This is a genomic window from Streptomyces fumanus, assembly GCF_014655295.1.
Classification (GTDB): domain Bacteria; phylum Actinomycetota; class Actinomycetes; order Streptomycetales; family Streptomycetaceae; genus Streptomyces; species Streptomyces fumanus.
This window is the reverse complement of record NZ_BNBI01000004.1, coordinates 159,523-177,982: the sequence shown is the minus strand read 5'-3', so window position 1 is coordinate 177,982 and position 18,460 is coordinate 159,523. Positions and strand designations below refer to the sequence as shown.

The 18,460-nt window shown below is 74.1% G+C and carries 15 protein-coding genes; 10 read left to right on the top strand and 5 right to left on the bottom strand.

The genetic code is table 11. From position 1 onward, the window contains the following. Positions 1-2: 2 nt before the first annotated feature. From IE316_RS10285 to rph, 3 genes are all read left to right on the top strand, one after another. Positions 3-416 (top strand): Hsp20/alpha crystallin family protein, encoded by a 414-nt coding sequence (locus IE316_RS10285; RefSeq protein WP_190203897.1) that lies wholly within the window; start codon positions 3-5, stop codon positions 414-416. A gap of 56 nt (positions 417-472) precedes the next feature. Next, complete coding sequence (locus IE316_RS10280; protein ID WP_190203896.1) at positions 473-652, top strand: hypothetical protein; 180 nt, start codon at positions 473-475, stop codon at positions 650-652. Between the two features lie 323 nt (positions 653-975). Then, complete coding sequence (gene rph / locus IE316_RS10275; protein ID WP_190203895.1) at positions 976-3,600, top strand: rifamycin-inactivating phosphotransferase; 2,625 nt, start codon at positions 976-978, stop codon at positions 3,598-3,600. 45 nt (positions 3,601-3,645) lie between these two features. Here rph and IE316_RS10270 read toward each other — a convergent pair whose 3' ends face one another. After that, complete coding sequence (locus IE316_RS10270; RefSeq protein WP_229910310.1) at positions 3,646-4,305, bottom strand: DUF4232 domain-containing protein; 660 nt, start codon at positions 4,303-4,305, stop codon at positions 3,646-3,648. A 296-nt stretch (positions 4,306-4,601) separates the two neighbouring features. On the opposite strand from IE316_RS10270, the gene IE316_RS10265 reads away from it, so the two are divergent. Beyond that, on the top strand, positions 4,602-5,336 hold the full coding sequence (locus IE316_RS10265; RefSeq protein ID WP_190203894.1) for a GAF and ANTAR domain-containing protein: 735 nt from the start codon (positions 4,602-4,604) through the stop codon (positions 5,334-5,336). Positions 5,337-5,382: 46 nt separating this feature from the next. On the opposite strand, the gene IE316_RS10260 is transcribed toward IE316_RS10265, so the two are convergent. Then, a complete protein-coding gene (locus IE316_RS10260; RefSeq protein ID WP_190203893.1) occupies positions 5,383-6,270 on the bottom strand; it encodes a septum formation family protein in 888 nt (295 codons plus the stop codon). Positions 6,271-6,571: 301 nt separating this feature from the next. Between IE316_RS10260 and IE316_RS10255 the strand changes: the two genes are divergently transcribed. Together IE316_RS10255 and IE316_RS10250 are read left to right on the top strand one after the other, a co-directional pair. Continuing rightward, a complete protein-coding gene (locus IE316_RS10255; protein WP_268257638.1) occupies positions 6,572-7,252 on the top strand; it encodes a response regulator transcription factor in 681 nt (226 codons plus the stop codon). After that, positions 7,249-8,505 (top strand): sensor histidine kinase, encoded by a 1,257-nt coding sequence (locus IE316_RS10250; RefSeq protein WP_229910309.1) that lies wholly within the window; start codon positions 7,249-7,251, stop codon positions 8,503-8,505. The genes IE316_RS10255 and IE316_RS10250 overlap by 4 nt, the downstream gene beginning before the upstream one ends. Here the strand turns inward: IE316_RS10250 and IE316_RS10245 are convergent. After that, positions 8,486-9,991: an HAL/PAL/TAL family ammonia-lyase gene (locus IE316_RS10245; RefSeq protein WP_190203892.1), complete on the bottom strand. Its 1,506-nt coding sequence runs from the start codon at positions 9,989-9,991 to the stop codon at positions 8,486-8,488. The two genes, IE316_RS10250 and IE316_RS10245, sit on opposite strands and share 20 nt — an antisense overlap. A gap of 62 nt (positions 9,992-10,053) precedes the next feature. Between IE316_RS10245 and IE316_RS10240 the strand changes: the two genes are divergently transcribed. Genes IE316_RS10240 through IE316_RS10225 form a run of 4 tightly spaced genes read left to right on the top strand, consistent with a single transcriptional unit; the run spans position 10,054 to position 15,330 of the window. Further along, on the top strand, positions 10,054-11,628 hold the full coding sequence (locus IE316_RS10240; protein ID WP_190203891.1) for an NAD(P)-binding domain-containing protein: 1,575 nt from the start codon (positions 10,054-10,056) through the stop codon (positions 11,626-11,628). Further along, complete coding sequence (locus IE316_RS10235; RefSeq protein WP_190203890.1) at positions 11,625-12,695, top strand: alpha-hydroxy acid oxidase; 1,071 nt, start codon at positions 11,625-11,627, stop codon at positions 12,693-12,695. Before IE316_RS10240 ends, IE316_RS10235 begins: the two co-directional genes overlap by 4 nt. Next, positions 12,689-14,056: a cytochrome P450 gene (locus IE316_RS10230; RefSeq protein WP_190203889.1), complete on the top strand. Its 1,368-nt coding sequence runs from the start codon at positions 12,689-12,691 to the stop codon at positions 14,054-14,056. The genes IE316_RS10235 and IE316_RS10230 overlap by 7 nt, the downstream gene beginning before the upstream one ends. Beyond that, a complete protein-coding gene (locus IE316_RS10225) occupies positions 14,053-15,330 on the top strand; it encodes a cation:proton antiporter (protein ID WP_190203888.1) in 1,278 nt (425 codons plus the stop codon). The genes IE316_RS10230 and IE316_RS10225 overlap by 4 nt, the downstream gene beginning before the upstream one ends. 39 nt (positions 15,331-15,369) lie before the next feature. Here the strand turns inward: IE316_RS10225 and IE316_RS10220 are convergent, their stop codons facing one another. Further along, positions 15,370-16,824 carry a class I adenylate-forming enzyme family protein gene (locus IE316_RS10220; protein ID WP_190203887.1) on the bottom strand — a complete coding sequence of 485 codons (1,455 nt, stop codon included), beginning with the start codon at positions 16,822-16,824 and terminating at the stop codon, positions 15,370-15,372. Then, positions 16,817-18,361, bottom strand: a complete 1,545-nt coding sequence (locus IE316_RS10215) for an NAD(P)-binding domain-containing protein (RefSeq protein WP_190203886.1) — start codon at positions 18,359-18,361, stop codon at positions 16,817-16,819. Before IE316_RS10215 ends, IE316_RS10220 begins: the two co-directional genes overlap by 8 nt. Positions 18,362-18,460: the final 99 nt, after the last annotated feature.

The following is an 18,460-nucleotide window of genomic DNA, read 5'->3' as shown; positions in this document are numbered from 1 at the left end:
GCATGCTTGCGCGTACCGGCGCTCTGGGTGATCTGGATCGGCTCGCGCGGGAACTGACGCGTACGGGCAGTTCGGTCATCCCGGTGGACGCCTGGCGCGACGACGACGCGTTCTACCTCCAGTTCGACCTGCCCGGCATGGACCGCTCCAGCATCGACCTCACCACGGAGGGCGACACCCTCACGCTGAGCGCCGAGCGCCCCTCCCCCATCCCGGCCGGCGCGCGGCCGGTGCTCACCGAGCGCCCCGTCGGACGGTTCACCCGTCATCTCACCTTGTCCGACGCCCTGGACACGGCGGCGGCCGAGGCGGTCTACGACAACGGCGTACTCACCTTGCGCATCCCGCTGGCCGCGCACGCCAAGCCCCGCAGGATCGCCGTGTCCGGCGGAGCGCCCCGGCAGCTCACGACCTGACCCGGCGCACCGCCCGGCCAGCCGTCCGTCCCCTGACCTCTAAGGAGGCAAGAACCGTGAGCGCCGTGCTGTGGCTGCTCGTCCCGCTTCTCGCCGGTGTCGTGGCCGGCGTCTGGGCCTGCGCCGTGGGGCGTCGCCGGCCCGCTCCGCCCGACCGCGACACCTGGGCGGACCTCGATCGCTTCCAGCACATGCGGACCGCGCTGAGCGCCGACGACCACTGCAAGGCGGCCTGACCGCCGAGTGCCTCCGGGCCGGGGCAGCCCCGGCAGCGTCCGCGCCAGGCACGTACCCATGACAAAGGCAGGGAGTTCCGCTCCCTGCCTCTCCTAACGTATAGCAGGCATGGGGGCTTGCCACAAGGCCCGGGCGGTGCCGCAGAATCGTCGGCCGTGGCCGCCACCTGCGCGAACGACGGACCCGGTGATCGCCGGGACGAGCGGTGCGGCCACGGACGGGAACGGCGCCGGGCAGAGGTTCCCCGGATCTCGGGCGCCGGGAGTTCCACCGACCAGCGCAGTGCGGCGGGGCACGGCTGCCATGGAGGTATCGCATCATCATGACCGAGCAGTACGTGCTGGACCTGCGGGCGGCCGCCGAGCCGCGGGCCGCGGTCGTCGGCGGCAAGGGCGCGCACCTGGGGGCGCTGTCCCGGATCGAGGGCATCCGGGTGCCGGACGGCTTCTGCGTGACGACGGACGCCTTCCGGCGCGTCCTGGCCGCGGAACCCGGGATCGGCGACCGCCTCGACGAGCTGTCCGCCCTGGACCCGGACGACCGGGACGGAATCCGTGCCCTCAGCGCCGAGCTCCGCCGGACCGTGGAGGGCGTCGCGGTGCCCGGCGACATCGCGGAGGCGGTCACCCGGGCGCTCGGCCGGCTCGGCGAGCGTACCGCCTGGGCCGTCCGGTCCAGTGCGACGGCGGAGGACCTGCCGACGGCCTCCTTCGCGGGCCAGCAGGACACCTATCTGAACGTCGTGGGACCGGCGGAGGTGCTGCGGCACATCGGCCGGTGCTGGGCCTCGTTGTTCACCGAGCGGGCCGTGGTGTACCGCGCGCGCAACGGCATCGACCACCGTGCGGTCCGGATGGCCGTGGTGGTGCAACGGATGGTCTTCCCGGACGCGTCCGGCATCCTGTTCACCGCCGACCCCGTCACCGGCAACCGCAAGGTCGCCACCGTCGACGCCGGTTTCGGCCTCGGCGAGGCCCTGGTGTCCGGGCTGGTGAACCCGGACGTCTTCACCGTCCGCGACGGCGAGATCGTCACCCGGACGATCTCCGTCAAGGAACGTGCCGTGCAGGCACTGCCCGACGGCGGTACGCACGAGGTACGGATCGACGAGCGGCGGCAGCGGCAGCCGGCGCTGACGGACGAGCAGGTGGTCCGGCTGGTCCGGCTCGGGCGGCGGATCGAGGAGCACTTCGGCCGCCCGCAGGACATCGAGTGGTGCCTGACCGGTGACGAGTTCCAGATCGTGCAGAGCCGGCCGATCACCACGCTGTTCCCGGTGCCCGAGACCACCGACGCGGGCCCGCGCGTCTATCTCTCCGTCGGCCATCAGCAGATGATGACCGACGCCATGAAGCCCCTGGGGCTGTCCATGTGGCGGATGACGGCCATGGTGCCGATGCACGAGGCCGGCGGCAGGCTGTTCGTCGACGTCACCCCGCGCCTGGCCGCGCCCGCCGCCCGGGCCGGGCTGCTGGACGTCATCGGCAAGGGCGATCCGCTGACCAGGAACGCCCTGGAGACCCTCCTCGACCGCGAGGATCTCCTCGCCGCCCTCCCCGACCCGGGCGCCGGCCGCGGCGGGGCGCCGGCCGGGGCACCGCCCGCTCCCCTCGACACCGATCCGGCCGTCGTCACCGAACTGATCGCACGCAGCCGGGCGTCCCTCGCCGCCCTGGAACGCGACATCCGGACCCGGACCGGACCGGAGCTGTTCGACTTCCTGCTCGACGCCTTCGCGGAGCACAAGCGCGTCCTCAGCGATCCGCTGAGCATCCAGGTGATCATGGCGGGGATGGAGGCCACCTGGTGGCTCAACGACCACCTGCTCCAGTGGCTGGGCGAGAAGAACGCGGCCGACACCCTCACCCTGTCGGCCCCCGGCAACATCACCTCGCGGATGGGCCTGGAACTGCTCGATGTCGCGGACGCCGTGCGCCCGCACCCGGAGGTGGTGGCGTTCCTGGAAGGCGTCGAGGACGACGGCTTCCTGGACGAGCTGGCCCGGCTCCCCGGCGGCGGCGCGGCCCGCGAGGCCATCGAGACCTACCTCGGCCGGTACGGCATGCGCTGCGTCGGCGAGATCGACATCACCAGGCCGCGGTGGGCCGAACAGCCCGCCGCGCTGGTGCCGTTGATCCTCGACAATGTGCGGGCCTTCGCACCGGGCGCCGCCGAGCGGCGCTTCGCACAAGGGCGCCGGAAGGCGCGCGAGAAGGAGCACGAGGTGCTGTCCCGCCTGCGGTCGCTGCCGGACGGGGACCGGAAGGCCGCCGAGACCAAGCGGATGATCGACCGGGTGCGGACCTTCATCGGGTACCGGGAGTACCCCAAGTACGACATCGTCAGCCGCACCTACCTCTACAAGCAGGCGCTGCTGCGGGAGGCCGGGCGACTCGTGCGGGCGGGGGTGCTCGCCGAGCGGGAGGACGCCTTCTACCTCACCTTCCACGAACTCCGCGACGCCGTGCGCTCGCACCGGGTCGAGCCCGGCCTGATCGAGCGGCGCAAGGACGCCTACCGGTCCTACCGGGCGCTCACCCCACCGCGGGTGCTCACCTCCGACGGCGAGGCCCTCGACGGCACGTACCGGCGCGACGACGTGCCGGCCGGTGCGCTGACCGGTCTGCCGGTCTCCGCCGGCACCGTCGAGGGGCGGGCCCGTGTCGTCCACGACGTGGCGCGGGCCGACCTGCGGCCCGGTGACATCCTGGTGACGACGTTCACCGACCCCAGTTGGTCGCCGCTCTTCGTCGCCGTCTCGGGGCTGGTGACGGAGGTCGGCGGGCTGATGACCCATGGCGCGGTGATCGCCCGCGAGTACGGCCTGCCCGCCGTCGTGGGCGTGGCACAGGCGACCCGGCTCATCCGCGACGGACAGCGCGTCCGCGTCCACGGAACCGACGGGTACGTCGAGATCCTGCCGCCGGACGACTCCGCCCCGAGCTGACGGGCGGCCCGGGGCCACGGGGTGCCGGCGGAGGCCGGGGAGGCGTCAGAAGTCGTACGGCTTCTCGGTGTTCCAGTTCAGTACGTCGGCCTCGGTCCAGCGGAACCGCGCGTCACGGCCCTTGACGTCGACGGAGTAGTAGGGGCCGGCGTGGCCGTCCGGGCCGCGCAGCGCGAGGGCGAAGGACCGTGCCGTGCGGCTCCGCGTGCCGTGGTCGAAGAGGTTCACCGCGGTGTAGACCTTGCCTCCGGGGCGGAGCGTGAGGTGCCGGTCGCCGCCCGGTGCGTCCTGCTTCGCGTGCGGCAGGGCGACGTTGTCGGTGTTCCAGTCGAGCACCACGGCCGGGTACGAGGTGACCCAGCAGGGCTCGGTGCCCTCGTTCGACGCGGTGACCAGCAGGTGGTCGCCCTGCCGGCCGGCGAACCGGTGGACGGCGGTGACCAGCAGTTCGTCGCCGTGGCATTGCCGGGCGCCGGCCGCCGTGGTCCGGCTGGTGATCTGCTGCGCACCGCCGTCGCCGTCCACGACGGACGTGGACCGGCCCTGGGCGGTGGCAGCGGTGCGGTCCCCGCCCGCCGCCTTCGGGCCGCCGTCGGCACCGGCGCAGGCGGTCAGGCCCAGCGCCAGCGCGGCGGTGCCGGCGGCCAGGGCGGCGGAACGGACGGTACGGAGGAGACGGTGCGTGGTCATGATGGAAGCCCCCATGGTCGGCAGAGTAGGGACGCGGCGCCTTCCCCGGTTCTCGCGGGGTGGCCGGCCGCGTCGGCTGTTTCGTGCTGCCCCAGAAGATGGCCCCGTGATGGGGGGTCGTTCACTCGTATCTGTCCGCATTCGGTAACAGGAGCGCCGGGCTCCGGCGGGTGGGCCGCGGGACACGGGCGTTCTCCGTGCGGCTCCGGGTACTTCGCTCACATGGCCACTCTTCAGCACACAGGGGCGTCACGGCGCCCCGGGCACGCACACCGATCCGTACCGGGCGTACAGCGGGAGCGGAGTGCCGGATGACCTCGAGAGCGATGGAGACGGCACGGCTGGTCGCCGAGGTCGCCGCCGGCACGCGCGCCGAGGAGATCCCCCGGCGGATCTGCGCGGCGGTGTGCGAGGGGCTCGGTGTGGACGGCGCGACCCTCTCGCTCCTGACCGACACCCCCGCCCGGCAACTGCTGGCCGCCTCCGACGACGACGCCCTGGTGCTGGAGGAGATCCAGTTCACGGTGCTGGAGGGCCCCTGTCTCAGCGCCGCGTACAGCGGTGAGACCGTCGCGGTGGACGACCTGCGCCACGAGGTGACGCCCTGGCCGCTGTTCGGCGCCTCGGTGCGCGAGAAGCTGCCGCGGGTGGTGTCGGTCTACGCGCTGCCCCTGTTCTTCGGCGACTACGTCCTGGGGTCGGTGGACCTGCTGGCGCGTCGCGCCCACGCCTTGGACGCGCACGACCTGGAGCAGGCGGAGGAGGTGGCCGAGGCGGTGTCGGCCGCCCTCATGTCCACCCGCGACATGCTGCTGAGCGGCGGGCGGCCGCCCGCCTGGGAACCGGAGGAGATCGTCCGGTCCCACTGGTTCGACACCGCCCGCGCCGTCGGGGCGCTGGCCTCCCGGCAGGGTCTGGCGCCGGAGGACGCCCTGGCCCGGATGCGCGCCGAAGCCTTCGGCACCGGCCGGTCACTGGCCGACATCACGGCCGGCATCCTGCGCGACCCGCCGCACGATCCGCAGCCGTGGACGTCCGCCGGGTGAATCCCGCGGCACGGGGGCGGGGCCGTCGCCCCGCCCCGCCGGCGGGTCAGCCCGCCCAGACCTCGGCCTCGTCGGCCGGGACGGTGGTGGCCAGGCCCAGTTCCTTGCGGGCGGCGACCGACTCGGCCGGGTCGATGCCGGTGAACGCCGGGTCGTAGGCGAGGTAGAACGCGTCGGCGTCGGCGGCGTTCGCGGCCTTCTCCCAGTCGCCGGCCGCCTTCGCCAGGGTCGAGCGGAGCCTGCCGACCTCGGCGCCCTCGATGCCGTCCAGGCCCTCGACATGCGCGTCGAGGGCGGACGCGACGGCCTTGGCCTGCGCCTTGTATCCGGCCAGGTCCGCCTCGACGGTGTCGGCCTCGGGCTGGTTCGCCCACAGCGCCTCGTACACGGCGTTCGAGCCCTTGAGGTAGGTGAGCTGCTCGGGCCTGAGGGACTTCACGGTGTCCAGCGTGCCGCTGAGCGTGCCCTTCTGGGCGGTGTAGGTGCAACTGACCGCGCGGTCGCCGGTGGCCCAGCTCTCCTTGGTCGGGGTGTAGTAGAAGAGTTCGGCGCCCTTGGGCAGCGCCCAGGTGTCCGGGGCGTACTTCTGCGCCTCGACCGGGCAGCGGGTGTCGGCGGCGGCCGAGACCTTGCCGTCGCCGGGGTACTTGCCGCCCCCGTCGATCGTGAACTCGCCGACCACCTGGCCCACGTGCGGCTCCGTGCACGGCACGATCTCCACGGTGTACGCGGTCCCCTCGGCCTTGCCGCCCGGGTTGTAGCAGTCGCCGGTGTCCAGCGAGAAGACCGAGCGCTGGCGCGCCACCTTCTTGGCGCCGTCCTTGGCGCTGTCGACGGCGTCGGACACGTCCGAGCAGCCGGCCGCGCCGATCGCGAGCAGGGCGGCAACGGCGGATATGCCCCGGAGGGAACGGCGGGGGGCGCGGACGGTCATGACGTGTACATCCTCTTACTTGATCTTTAGGTGAGGGGCCTACGGATCTTAGGCCATCCCTGTGACCTGGTGTGCGCGGGCGTCTCCCACCTCGTCGTGCCTCCTGGACCCGCGAAGGACCGGAAGGGTTGTACGGGCGTCTCTTTCCGGCCACCGGCGGACGCGGCCGGTCCGGATGCGGCCGGTACGCGCTAGCTTGACCCCGCCGGTCGAATCCTCGTTCGGCCATCTGCCGCGGAAGCGGAACTTCCGTGAGCCGCGCGGGAGTTGAGGACGAGGCGGGGCTGAGAGGAGCCGCACGGTGACACACGGACAGGGACGGGAGCCGGGACGGCTGCTGCTGGTCGAGGACGACCGGGAGATGTCCGACATGCTCTCCGAGGTACTGCGCGACGACGGCTACCGGGTCGACACCGCGACCGACGGGCAGCGGGGCCTGCACCTGGGGCTCACCCGGCAGTACGACGTACTGGTACTGGACCGGCGGCTGCCGGTGCTGGACGGCCTGGACCTGCTGGCCAGGCTGCGCTCCCGCGCGGTACGCACCCCGGTGCTGCTGCTGACCGCGATGGGCACCGTCAACGACCGGGTCGACGGCCTGGACGCGGGCGCCGACGACTACCTGGTCAAACCGTTCGAACTCGACGAGCTGTCCGCCCGGGTGCGCGCCCTGTGCCGGCGCTCCCTCGACGTCACCGACGTGCTGCGGATCGGCGCCGGCCGGCTGTACGTCGGCCCGCGCGAGGTCGAACTGCCCGACGGGCAGCGGATCGCCCTGGCCGCCCGGGAGTTCGCGCTGCTGTGGGCGCTGGCCTCCCGGCCCGGCACCGTCTACTCGCGCACGGAGCTGCGCCGGATGGTCTTCCAGGAGGCGCCCGCCTCGTCCATCGTCGACACCTACGTCTACTACCTGCGCCGCAAGCTGGGCCGGCAGGTGGTGCGCACGGTCCGCGGCCTGGGCTACAAACTGGGGGCGCTGTGAGGTTCTCGCAGTTCGCGGAGCGGACGGAGGTGCGGCTGGCCCGGCTGCGGATCGCCGTGATCACCGCGGCGATCATCACGCTGCTGATGGTGATGGTCGGCCTCGTCGCGGACGCCGTGATGACACGCGCGCAGAGCGACCAGGTGTGGCGGGAACTGCGCTACGGAGCCTCGCGCGGCGACCTGTCGAGCCCGCCGGTGTGCACCTGGCTGTACGCGGACGGCGTCGCCCCGCTCGCCAACGCGCCGGACGGGTTCCCGGTCCGGGCCGACCTGGACCGGGCGCGCCGGACCGGCCGGGCGGTGGAGCGGGTGGTGCACCGGGCCGGCACGGTCTACCGGGTGCGCAGTCAGGTCCGCGCGGACGGGAACGTGGTGCAGGCGGTGTTCGACATGCGGTTCCAGCTCGCCGACCGCCGGCACCTCTGGTACGCGCTGGGCGTCGCGGAACTGGTGGGGCTGGTCGCCGCGGCCGTCACGGGCACGGTCCTCGGCAGGCTGTCGGTGGCGCCGCTGGCCGAAGCGCTGGCCCGGCAGCGCCGGTTCGTCGCGGACGCCAGTCATGAGCTGCGCACCCCGGTGACCCGGGTGTACACCCGCGCACAGGTGCTGGCCCGGCAGGCGCGGGCCGCGGAGCTGCCGGCGGAGCACCGCGCGGGGCTGGACCGGCTGGTCGGTTCGGTGGGGCGGCTCGGCGCGGTCCTGGACGACCTGCTGCTCTCCGCGACCCTGACCGCGGACCCGGCGCGGCCGGCGGAGCGGGCGCCGGTGGACCTGGCGGCGCTGGCCGGGTCGGTGGTGGCGGAGGAGGCGGAGCGGGCCGGGGACCGCGGGCTGGCCGTCACGGTGGACGGCGCGCACCGCGCGCTGTACGTCGGCGGGATCGAGTCGGCGCTGCGCCGGGCGGTGGGCGAGCTGCTGTCCAACGCGATCAGCCACACCCCGGCGGGCGGGCGGATCGAGGTGGCGCTGGCCCGCTCGGGTACGGCGGTGGAGCTGACGGTGTCGGACACCGGGCCGGGTTTCGCGCCGGCCGAGGCGGAGCGGCTGTTCGAGCGGTTCCACCGGGCCGGGGACGGCGGCCGGTACGGGCTGGGGCTGGCGCTGCTGCGCGAGGTGGTGACGAGCCACGGCGGCACGGTCACCGCGGTGGGCCGGCCCGGCCGCGGCGCCCGGTTCACCATCCGGCTGCCCTCCTGCGCCGCCCCGCCCGTGGCCACCGGGTCGACGCCGGTCACGGCAGGTCGCGGGTGAGCAGCAGCCGGGCGGCGGCGCGTACGTCGGCGTCCAGCGGACGGTCCGGTTCCACCGGGGCGATCGCCGTCTCCAGGGCGTCCAGGAGGGCGGCGGGGCCCGGCGCGGTGGGCCGGCGGGCCCCGGCGTGCGCGGCCTGGCGCAGACCGAGGCCGAGCGAGCCGACGAGGAGGCCGAGCAGGTCGGCCAGGTCGTAGGAGCGCAGCGCGGCCTGGGTGCCGAAGGGGACGACGTCCTGGTTGTGCAGATTGGTCGGCAGGCTCTGGGCGGCGGCCGGCACGGCGTTGCGCCGGATCTCGGCGACGAAGGCGGTGGTGGCGAGCTGCACGCCCTGCAGGCCGTGCTGGACGCCGGGGGCGGTGGTGAGCATGGGCGGCAGTCCGCCGTTGCGCGCCGGGTCCACCAGCAGGTCCAGTTGGCGTTCGGCGAGGTTGCCGAGCTGGGCGGTGACGGTGGCGAGCAGGTCGGCGGCGAACGCGGCGGGCTGGCCGAAGAAGTTCCCGCCGTGCACCACCTTGCCCGGCACCGCGTCCCCGGCGTCCCCGGCGAAGAACATCGGGTTGTCGCTGATCCCGCGCAGGTCGGCCGCGACCACCCCGTCCACGTACGCCAGGGCGTCCTCGGCGGCGCCCAGGAGCTGCGGGGCGCAGCGGATGCTGTACGGCTCCTGCAGCGGCCGGGTGCCCGAGGGGCGGACGCCGCTGAGGGCGTGCCGCATCCGGGTGCCGACGGTGCCGACGCCGGGGTGGCCGTAGGCGCGCAGCAGGTCCGCGTCGAGGAAGCCGGGGTCGCAGCCGAGCAGGTCGGCGAGCAGGCAGGTGAGGTCGGTGAGGGCGCGGTGGGCGGCGCGGACGGTGTCGCGGGCCAGGGCGAGGGCGGCGGTGGTGACGGAGGTGCCGTTGACCAGGGCGAGCGCGTCCCGGCCGTCCAGGGTGAGCGGGGTCAGCCCGGCGGCGGTGAGCGCCTCGGCGGCGGGCGTCCGGCGCCCGTCCAGGTAGGCGTGGCCCCGGCCGCGCAGGGCCTGGGTGGCGTAGGCGAGCGGGATGAGGTCGCCGCTGGCGCCGACCGAGCCGTAGCGGGGGACGGCGGGGGCGAAGGAGGTGGCGAACATCGCGGCGAGCCGGTCCACCACCTCGGCCGAGACACCGGAGTGCCCCTGGGCCAGGGACCAGGTGCGCAGCAGCAGGGCGCCGCGGACCACCTCCCGCGGCAGGTCCGGGCCCTGCCCGGCGCCGAGGTGGGCGAGGGTGTTGTCGCACTGGTCGGCCTCGTCGGCGCGCCCCGGGTAGCCGGCCAGGGCGCCGAAGCCGGTGGTGGCGCCGTACACCGGGCCGTCCTCGCGCAGGGCGCGGAACAGGCGCCGGCCGCGCTCCACCCGGGCCCGGGCCGCGGCGTCGACGGTGACGGTGAGCGGTGCGGTCGCGCGGCGCAGGGCGCCGGGGTCCAGGGGGCCGGTCAGGGTGACGGAGTCGGTGAGGGTGGGCACGGTCGTCACCGTAGGCGGGGAATCTCAGAGCCCTCTGAGTTGCGGTGGATAGCTTCCGGGCCATGGCGCACGACTACCTGATCATCGGAGCGGGGCCCGCGGGACTGCAACTCGCCGCCGCCCTGGAACGTGACGGTGCCGACTACGTGGTCCTGGAGCGCGGCAGCGTTCCCGGCGCGTTCTTCCAGCGGTTCCCCCGGCACCGCACCCTCATCTCGACCAACAAGGTGCACACCGGATACGACGATCCGGAGCTGCGGCTGCGGATGGACTGGAACTCGCTGCTCAGCGACGACCCGGAGCTGCTGTTCACCCGGTACAGCCGGCGCTACTTCCCGCCGGCCGACGACATGCTGCGCTACCTGTCGGACTTCGCCGCCCGGACCGGGGTGCGCGTCCACTACGACACGGCCGTGGAGCGGGTCTCCCGCGACGCCGACGGCTTCACCGTCACCGCCCGCGACGGCCGGACCTGGCGGGCGCGGCGCGTGGTGGCCGCCACCGGGGTGCCGCTGCCCAACGTACCGGACATCCCCGGCGTCGAACTGGCCGAGCGCTACGACGCGTTCGACCCCGACCCGGAGTCCTTCACCGACCAGCGGGTGCTGATCATCGGCCGGGGCAACTCCGCCTTCGAGACGGCCGACAGCCTGATGGAGCACGCGGCGGTCATCCACGTCGTCGGCTCCGGGTCGCTGCCGATGGCGTGGCGCACGCACTACGTCGGCCATCTGCGGGCGGTCAACAACAACTTCCTCGACAGCTACCAACTGAAGTCGCAGAACGCGCTGCTGGACGGCCGGGTGCTGGAGATCCGCAAGGCCGAGGACGGCTTCCGGGTGCCGGTCGCCTTCGAACGGGCCGACGACGTCGTCAAGGAGATCCGCTACGACCGGGTGATCGTCGCCACCGGCTTCCGCGCCGACACCTCCGTCTTCGACGGCAGTTGCGCGCCGGAGCTGACGGTGAACGGCCGCTTCCCGGCGCTGACCGCCGTCGGCGAGTCGGTCAACGTGCCCGGCCTGTACTTCGCCGGGACGCTGATGCAGGGCCGGGACTTCAAGAAGGCCACCACCGGCTTCATCCACGGCTTCCGCTACACCGTGCGCGCCCTGCACCGCACCCTGCGCCGGCGCTACGACGGCGAACCGTGGCCGGTGACCGGGCTGGGCACCGATCCGGAGCGGGCGGTCGACGCGGTCATCACCCGGGTCAACCGGTCCTCCGCGCTGTGGCAGCAGTTCGGCGTCCTCGGCGACCTGCTGCTGCTCGCCCCGGACGGCACCTGGCGCTACGCCGAGGAGGTCCCGGTCGGTCATGTGCCGGACGCGGTGGCCGCCGGGGAGTTCGGCCAGGTGGCGGGGCACGCGGTGATCACCCTGGAGTACGGGGAGGGCCATGACCGCGTCGACCCGTTCGACGTCACCGCCGGCCGCAAGTCCCAGCAGGACACGGCGGGTCTGGACGGCCGCTATCTGCATCCGGTCGTGCGCTGGTACCGGGACGGCGCGTTCGTGGCGGAGTACCACCTGGCGGAGAACCTGGAGAACGAGTGGGACAGCGAGTCCTTCCACCGCGCCCCGCTGCGCGCGTTCCTGGCCGCGCACCGCTCCCCCGCCGCACCGGTGACCCCGTGATCCTGCGCGACCTGCACGCGAAGGCGCGGCAGGCACTGGACCCCGTCCACTACGACTACGTGGCGGGCGGGGCCGGTGACGAACGCGTCCTCGCCGACAACGAGCGGGCCTTCGACCGCTACCTGCTGCTGCCGCGGGTGCTGCGCGGCGGCGAGCGGCGGGACACCGCCGTGGACCTGCCGGGCGCGCCCGGCGCCTCCCCGGTGCTGGTGGCGCCGACCGCGTTCCACCGGCTGCTGCACCCGGACGGGGAGGAGGCCACGGCGCGGGCCGCCGCCGCGGAGGGCGCGGTGCTGGTGACCGGGACCGCCTCGACCACCGCCGTCGCGCGGGTCGTCGCGGCGGCCCGGGGCCGGGACCGGGCGGCGGCCGTCTGGTTCCAGCTCTACCCGCACCCCCGCCGGGAGGTCACCCACGCCCTGGTGCGGCGCGCCGAGGAGGCGGGCTGCACGGCGCTGGTGGTCACCGTCGACTCCCCCGCCTTCGGCCGGCACACCCGGGACCTGCGCAACGGCTTCACCGACCTGCCGCCGGGCCACGCCGCGGAGAACATGCGGGACCTGCCCGGCGCCCCGCCCGGCGCGCTCACCGACATCCCGATGTCCCCGGCGGTGTCCTGGGCGGACCTCGACGACCTGGTCCGGCGGACCGCGCTGCCCGTGCTGCTCAAGGGCGTCCTGCACCCGGCGGACGCCCGGCTCGCCGTGGAGCACGGCGCGGCCGGGGTGTTCGTCTCCAACCACGGGGGCCGCCAGTGCGACGCCGTACCGGCGGCCCTGGACTGCCTGCCCGCGGTCGCCGCCGCCGTCGCGGGCCGGGTGCCGGTGCTGCTGGACGGCGGGGTGCGCCGGGGCAGCGACATCGCCGTGGCCCTGGCGCTCGGCGCGAGCGCGGTCGGCGTGGGGCGACCGGTGGTGTGGGGGCTGGCCGCCGAGGGCGAGCCGGGCGTGCGCCGCGTCCTGGCGGCGCTGCGCGAGGAGTACGACCACACCCTCGCGCTGTGCGGCGGGCGCCGCAACACCGATCTGACCCGGGACATGGTGGTCCGGAAGGGCGGTACGTGGTGAACGGCTCGGCGACGCGGGGCTGGTGGCTGCCGCGCGGGGTGGTGGCACTGCGCGGGCGCATCTTCGAGAAGGTCAACGGCGACCGCGCGGTGACCCTGCCGGACGCCGGCCACGGGCCGGAGGTGTTCGAGCGGGTCTACGCCCATCCGGCGGCGGACGGCCGCAGCGCCGGGGCGGGCCTGTCCGACCTGTTCTGGTACTGGCTCGCGCCCGGCCCGGAGGTGCACCAGGAGCACCTGGAGCCGGGCGAACGGTACGAGGAGGTGGCCGCGACGACCCGCCGTATCCTGGCCGGCGGGTCGGCGGCGCTCACCGCGGCGGCCACCGGTGCCGTCGCCCGTGCCCTGGACGGCGTACCGGACTCCCGGATCGCTCTGGTGCGGCTGCGGGACCTGGTGATGCCGGCGTGGGCCGAGTTCGCCTACGAGCTGGTCTTCCAGGAGCCCTGTCCGGCGCACGCCCGGGACCTGATCACCGCGCACGCCGGGGATGTGATCGACGCGCTGAAGTGCACGGGGCTGCGGCACCCGCGGCGCCGGGCGAAGCTGACCGCGTACCTGCGCGAGCGGGTGGCGGCCGGGGAGGTGCCGCACGCGCTGCCGGCCTCGCTGTCCCTGCCCGAGCAGGTGCACTACCTCCAGGGCACCTTCTTCAACACGGCCGTGGTGCAGCTCTCCGAGGCGACCGCGCACGTCCTGCTGGCGCTGGCCCGCCACCCCGGCGTGCAGGAGCAACTGCGGGCGGACCCCGGCGACGACCGGTACCTCACCCGCGTCCTGGACGAGACGATGCGGCTGTACCCGCTGTTCGGCATCGCGCACCGCATCACCAGCGGGGAGATCCCGCTGGACGCCCAGACGGTGCTGCCGGCCGGGACGGTGGTGTGCTTCAGCTATCCCGACTACCACGCCACCGGCTACGACCGGCCCGAGGTGTTCGACCCGGACCGCTGGGAGACGCTGTCCGTCCGGGACGCCCACCACATCCCGTTCGGTGTGGCCGCCAACCGGCCCTGTCCCGCGTGGCGGCTGTCGCCGCTGGTGCTGCGGGCCGCGGTCCGGGAGGTGCTGCGCCGCTACCGGCTGGACTCCACCGCCTCGCACACCCGGTCCAACCCGCACCGCGCCCCCTGCCTGCTGATCCCGCTCGGCCTGGCCCCCGGGCCGCGGCTGACGCTGCTGCGCCGGTTCGTCCGGCTGCGCGACGCGGTGGAGGACGTCACCCGCGGAGTACGGCAACTGGTGCTCGGCACGGTGATGGTGCTGCACGCCCGGCATCTGCGCCTGGCGACCCGCTATTTCGAGGAGCATCCCCCGGCCGGGCGCTGCCCGGTCCCCCACCCGGAAGGAAAAGGCAGATGAGCGCCACGGATCTGGCCCCCGCGTTCTTCCTCGCCGTCGTGGTCATCCTGATCGTGTGCCGGGCGGTGAGCCGCCTGCTGGGTCTGGTCGGGCAGCCGCCCGTGGTCGGCGAGATGCTGGCCGGGGTGGTCCTGGGCCCCTCCGTGCTGGGCGCGCTGCTGCCCGGTGTGGAGTCCGGGCTCTTCCCGCAGGACCTGCGGCCCGTGCTGTACGTGGTGGGGCAAATCGGCCTCGTCGCGTTCATGTTCCACGTCGGCTGGGACTTCCGGGTCGACCGGCTGCGCGGGGTGGCCCGCCCGGCCGGGCTGGTCTCGGCCGCCGGGGTCCTGGTGCCGGTGGCGCTCGGCGTCCTGCTGATCGTGGCCGTCGGCGACCGGACCGGTGTGATGGCACCGGATGTGTCGCTGGCCGTCTCGGCGCTGTTCGTCGGCGTGGCGCTGGCGGTGACCGCGTTCCCGATGCTGGCCCGGATCATCGCCGAGCGGAACCTGGCGGGCACCCGGCACGGCTCGCTGTCGCTGGGGGCCGGGGCGGTGGACGACGCGGTGGCCTGGATCCTGCTCGCCGGGGTGTTCAGCATCGCGGGCGGCAGCGCCGGGCTGGTGTCGCTGGCGGTCGGCGGCGGCTTCGGGCTGCTGGTGGTGCTGGCGGTGGTGGCCCGGCTGCACGGGCGCACGGTGCCGCTGGCCGAACGGGCCACCCCGGAGAACCTGCTGCTGGTGCTGGTGGGCGTGCTGTTCCTGGTCGCCTGGTACGCGGACGAGATCGGCCTGTACGCGGTGTTCGGCGCGTTCAGCCTCGGTCTGGTCTTCCCGCGCTCACCGCAACTGGACCGCAGCGTGCAGACGCTGGAGCCGGTGGGGCGGCTGTTCCTGCCGCTGTTCTTCACCTACTCCGGGCTGAACACCGACTTCACGCTGCTGGGCACCGGGCCGGTGCTGCTGTTCACCGCGGGCTGCGTGCTGGTGGCGATCGCCGGGAAGTTCGGCGCCTGCTGGCTGGCGGCCCGGGTGGCGGGCGAGCCGAACCGGGTGGCGCTGCGGGTGGGGGCGCTGATGAACGCGCGGGGCCTGATGCAGCTCATCGCGCTGAACCTGGGTCTGGCGGCGGGCATCGTGACGCAGGCGATGTTCAGCGCGCTGGTCGTGGTCGCCATCGTCACCACCGTGATGGCGACGCCGCTGCTGACGTGGATCGACCGGCGGGAGCGGCCCCGCGGCGAGCGGGACGGCCGCCCGGACCCGGCGCCGGTCGTGGCGGCCGAGAGCCACTGAGAGAACGGCCCGGCGCGGGGGGCCGGGCCGTTCGTCCGCTCAACTCCCCTGGACCAGGCGCCGTTTGTCGGGTTTCCCGGCGGGGGTGAGCGGTACCTCGTCGATCAGGGTGAGCCGGGCCGGCGCGCACGCCTCGCCGAGCCGCTCGCTCACCAGGGCGCGCAGCTCGGCAAGGGCGGGGGTCCGGCCGGCGGCGGGCACCACGAAGGCGTGCACGGCCTCCCCGGTGCTGTCGTCGGGGACGGCGGTGACATACGCCTCCGCCACCGCCGGGTGGGTGCCGAGCAGCCGTTCCACCGGGCCGGTGTAGTACACGTTGGCGTTGACGATGACCACGTCGCGGGTGCGTCCGGTGAGCCAGAGCCGGCCCGCGCCGTCGAGGTGTCCGAGGTCGCGGGTGCGGACCCAGCCGTCCGGGGTGAACACCTCGGCGGTGCGCTCGGGTTCGCGCCAGTAGCCGCTGCTCTGCGACGGTGTGCGGACGTACAGTTCACCGTCGGTACCCGGCGGCACGGGCCGGCCCTCGGCGTCCCGCACCTCCAGTTCGACGGGCGGGACGCCCAGGGAGCCGGGTTCGTCGGCGGGGGTGGCCATGGAGATCATGCCGGTCTCGGTCTGGCCGTAGCCGTGGAAGACCACCGGCCCCAGCACCTCGGCGGCCTCCCGCAGCCGGGCCGGTCCGAGCGGGGACCCGGAGACCATCAGGGCGCGCAGCGAACCCAGGTCCACGGGTGCCTCCCGCTGGGCCGCGACCAGCCGGTTCAGCCGGGCGACGGTGATCACGCTGGCCGTCGCCCGGAGCCGCACGAAGGCGTCGGGGAAGGCGGGCGGGTCGGCGGTGACCAGGGTGCCGCCGGCGGCGAGCGTGAGCAGCCCGTACTCCAGCATGACCTGGCTGGCCAGGGTGCCGAAGACCAGGAACCGGTCCAGGCGGGCGGCCAGTTCGCGGACGGCGGGCGGCCAGGCGTCCGGGCGCAGCGCCCAGGCCGCGGTCATCGCCGCGTAGGTCTGGGCGCACGCCTTGGGCAGACCGGTGCTGCCGCTGGTGTGGATGAGCCGGGCCACGTCCCCGGGCCGGGCGGTGACCCGGGGCCGTACGCCGTCGTCCGCGGCCGACAGCAGGTCGGCGAGGCGCAGCACGGACCCGGGCGCCGGGGTGTCCGCACCGCCGTCCGGACGGTCGGTGACCCGGTGGGCGACGTCGGTCAGCAGGTGGGCGCGCTGCCGCTCGGTCAGCCCCGGCCGGACGCCGACGACGCGGGCGCCCACGGTGTGGGCCGCGACGACGGCGGCGAACGCCTCGGGACTCACCCCCAGCAGCAGGGCGACCCCGTCTCCGGGGCGGACGCCGTGCCGCCGCAGGCCGCGCGTGATCCGCCGTACGTCCGCGAGGAGCGCCGCGCCGGTGACCTTCCTGCCCAGGTGCTCGAAGACCACGCGGTCGCCCGCCGCGTCGAGCAGGTCCAGGACCGCCCCGGGGAACGGCTCAGTCAAGGCACTCCTTCACGAACGCGGTGAGCGGCTGCCGGTGGACGGCCGGGAGGTCCCAGTCGTTCTCCAGGTTCTCCGCCAGGTGGTGGGTGGCGTCCAGGACGCCGTCGCGGTAGTGGCGGACCACGGGGTGCAGGTAGACGGAGTCACCGGCGTGCTCGGCGTCGTTCTCCGCGACCCGGGGGACAGTGACGTCGAACGGGTCGACGTCGGCGTGTCCGGGCCCGTACTCCAGGTCCACGACGAACCGGTGCCCGGCGGGGCCGAGTCCGCCGCCGGTGACCAGGTCGAGCGGGACCTCCTCCTGGTACACGGCCAGGTCTCCGTGCACGCCGACCACGTCGCCGAGGAACCCGAACTGCTGCCACAGCCCGGAGGAGCGGTTCACCCGCTCGATCACGGCGTCCGCGATCGCCTCCGGCGCGGCGGGCAGCGTCCGGGCGGGCCAGGGGAGGTCGTGGTAGCGGGTGCCGAGGATGCGGTGCAGGGCCCGGGCGCCGTAGCGGAAGCCGTGGATGAAGCCGTTGGTGGACTTCTTGAAGTCCCGCTGCTGGGTGAGGGTGCCCGCGAAGTACAGGTCCGGTACGTTCACCGACTCGTAGGCGGCGGTCTGTTCGGGGAACCGGTCGTCGATGACGAGCGCGGGGCGGCAGGTGTCGTCGAAGACGCTCGCGTCGAAGCGGAAGCCGGCGGCCAGGACGATCCGGTCGTAGCGCAGTTCGCGCAGCTTCTCGACGGTACGGGCATAGCGGAACACCACCCGGTACCCGCCGTCGGGGGCCTTCTCGACGCTCTCCACGGTGCCGTCCAGGACCGCGTTCTGCGACTTGAGCTGGTAGCTGTCGAGGAAGTTGTTGTTGACCGCCCGCAGATGGCCGACGAAGTGGGTCTGCCAGGCCATCTTCACCGAGTGCGGGCCGGCCACGTGGATGACGGCGGCCTTCGCCATCAGGGACTCGGCGGTCTCGAACGCCGAGTTGCCCTTGCCGATGACCAGCACCCGCAGGCCGGTGAAGGAGGCCGGGTCGGTGTCGAAGTCGTCGTAGCGCTCGGCCAGGTCGATGCCGGGGATCGGGGGGACGTTGAGCCGGGAGACGCCGGTGGCCACGATCAGCCGCCGGGCCCGCCAGCTCCGGCCGTCGGCGGCCTCGACCGTGAAGTCGCCGTCCGGGCGGGAGACGCGGACCACCTCGGTGCCGTACTCGGCGCGGACGCCGGTGCGTTCGGCGTAGTCGGTGAGATAGCGCACCAGGTCGTCGGCGCGCGGGAAGTAGTCCTCGCTGTACCGGGTGAACAGCAGCTCCGGGTCGTCGCCGAGCAGCGAGTTCCAGTCCATGCGCAGGCGCAGCTCCGGGTCGCTGTACCCGGTGTGCACCTTGTTGATGGAGATGAGCCGGCGATGCCGGGGGAAGCGGGTGAAGAAGGTCCCCGGGCCGTCGCCCCGTTCCAGGACGACGTAGTCACGTCCGTCGCGTTCGAGTGCCGCGGCGAGCTGCAGTCCGGCCGGTCCGGCCCCGATGATCAGGTAATCGCGCACCATGCACGGGACGCTAGCCGCGCCAGTTCAGAAGGCTCTGAGATTGAGGCGGGGCGGGCGGCCGGTACCGGGCCGGACGAGCGGAGGGCGGGCGGGTTCCGT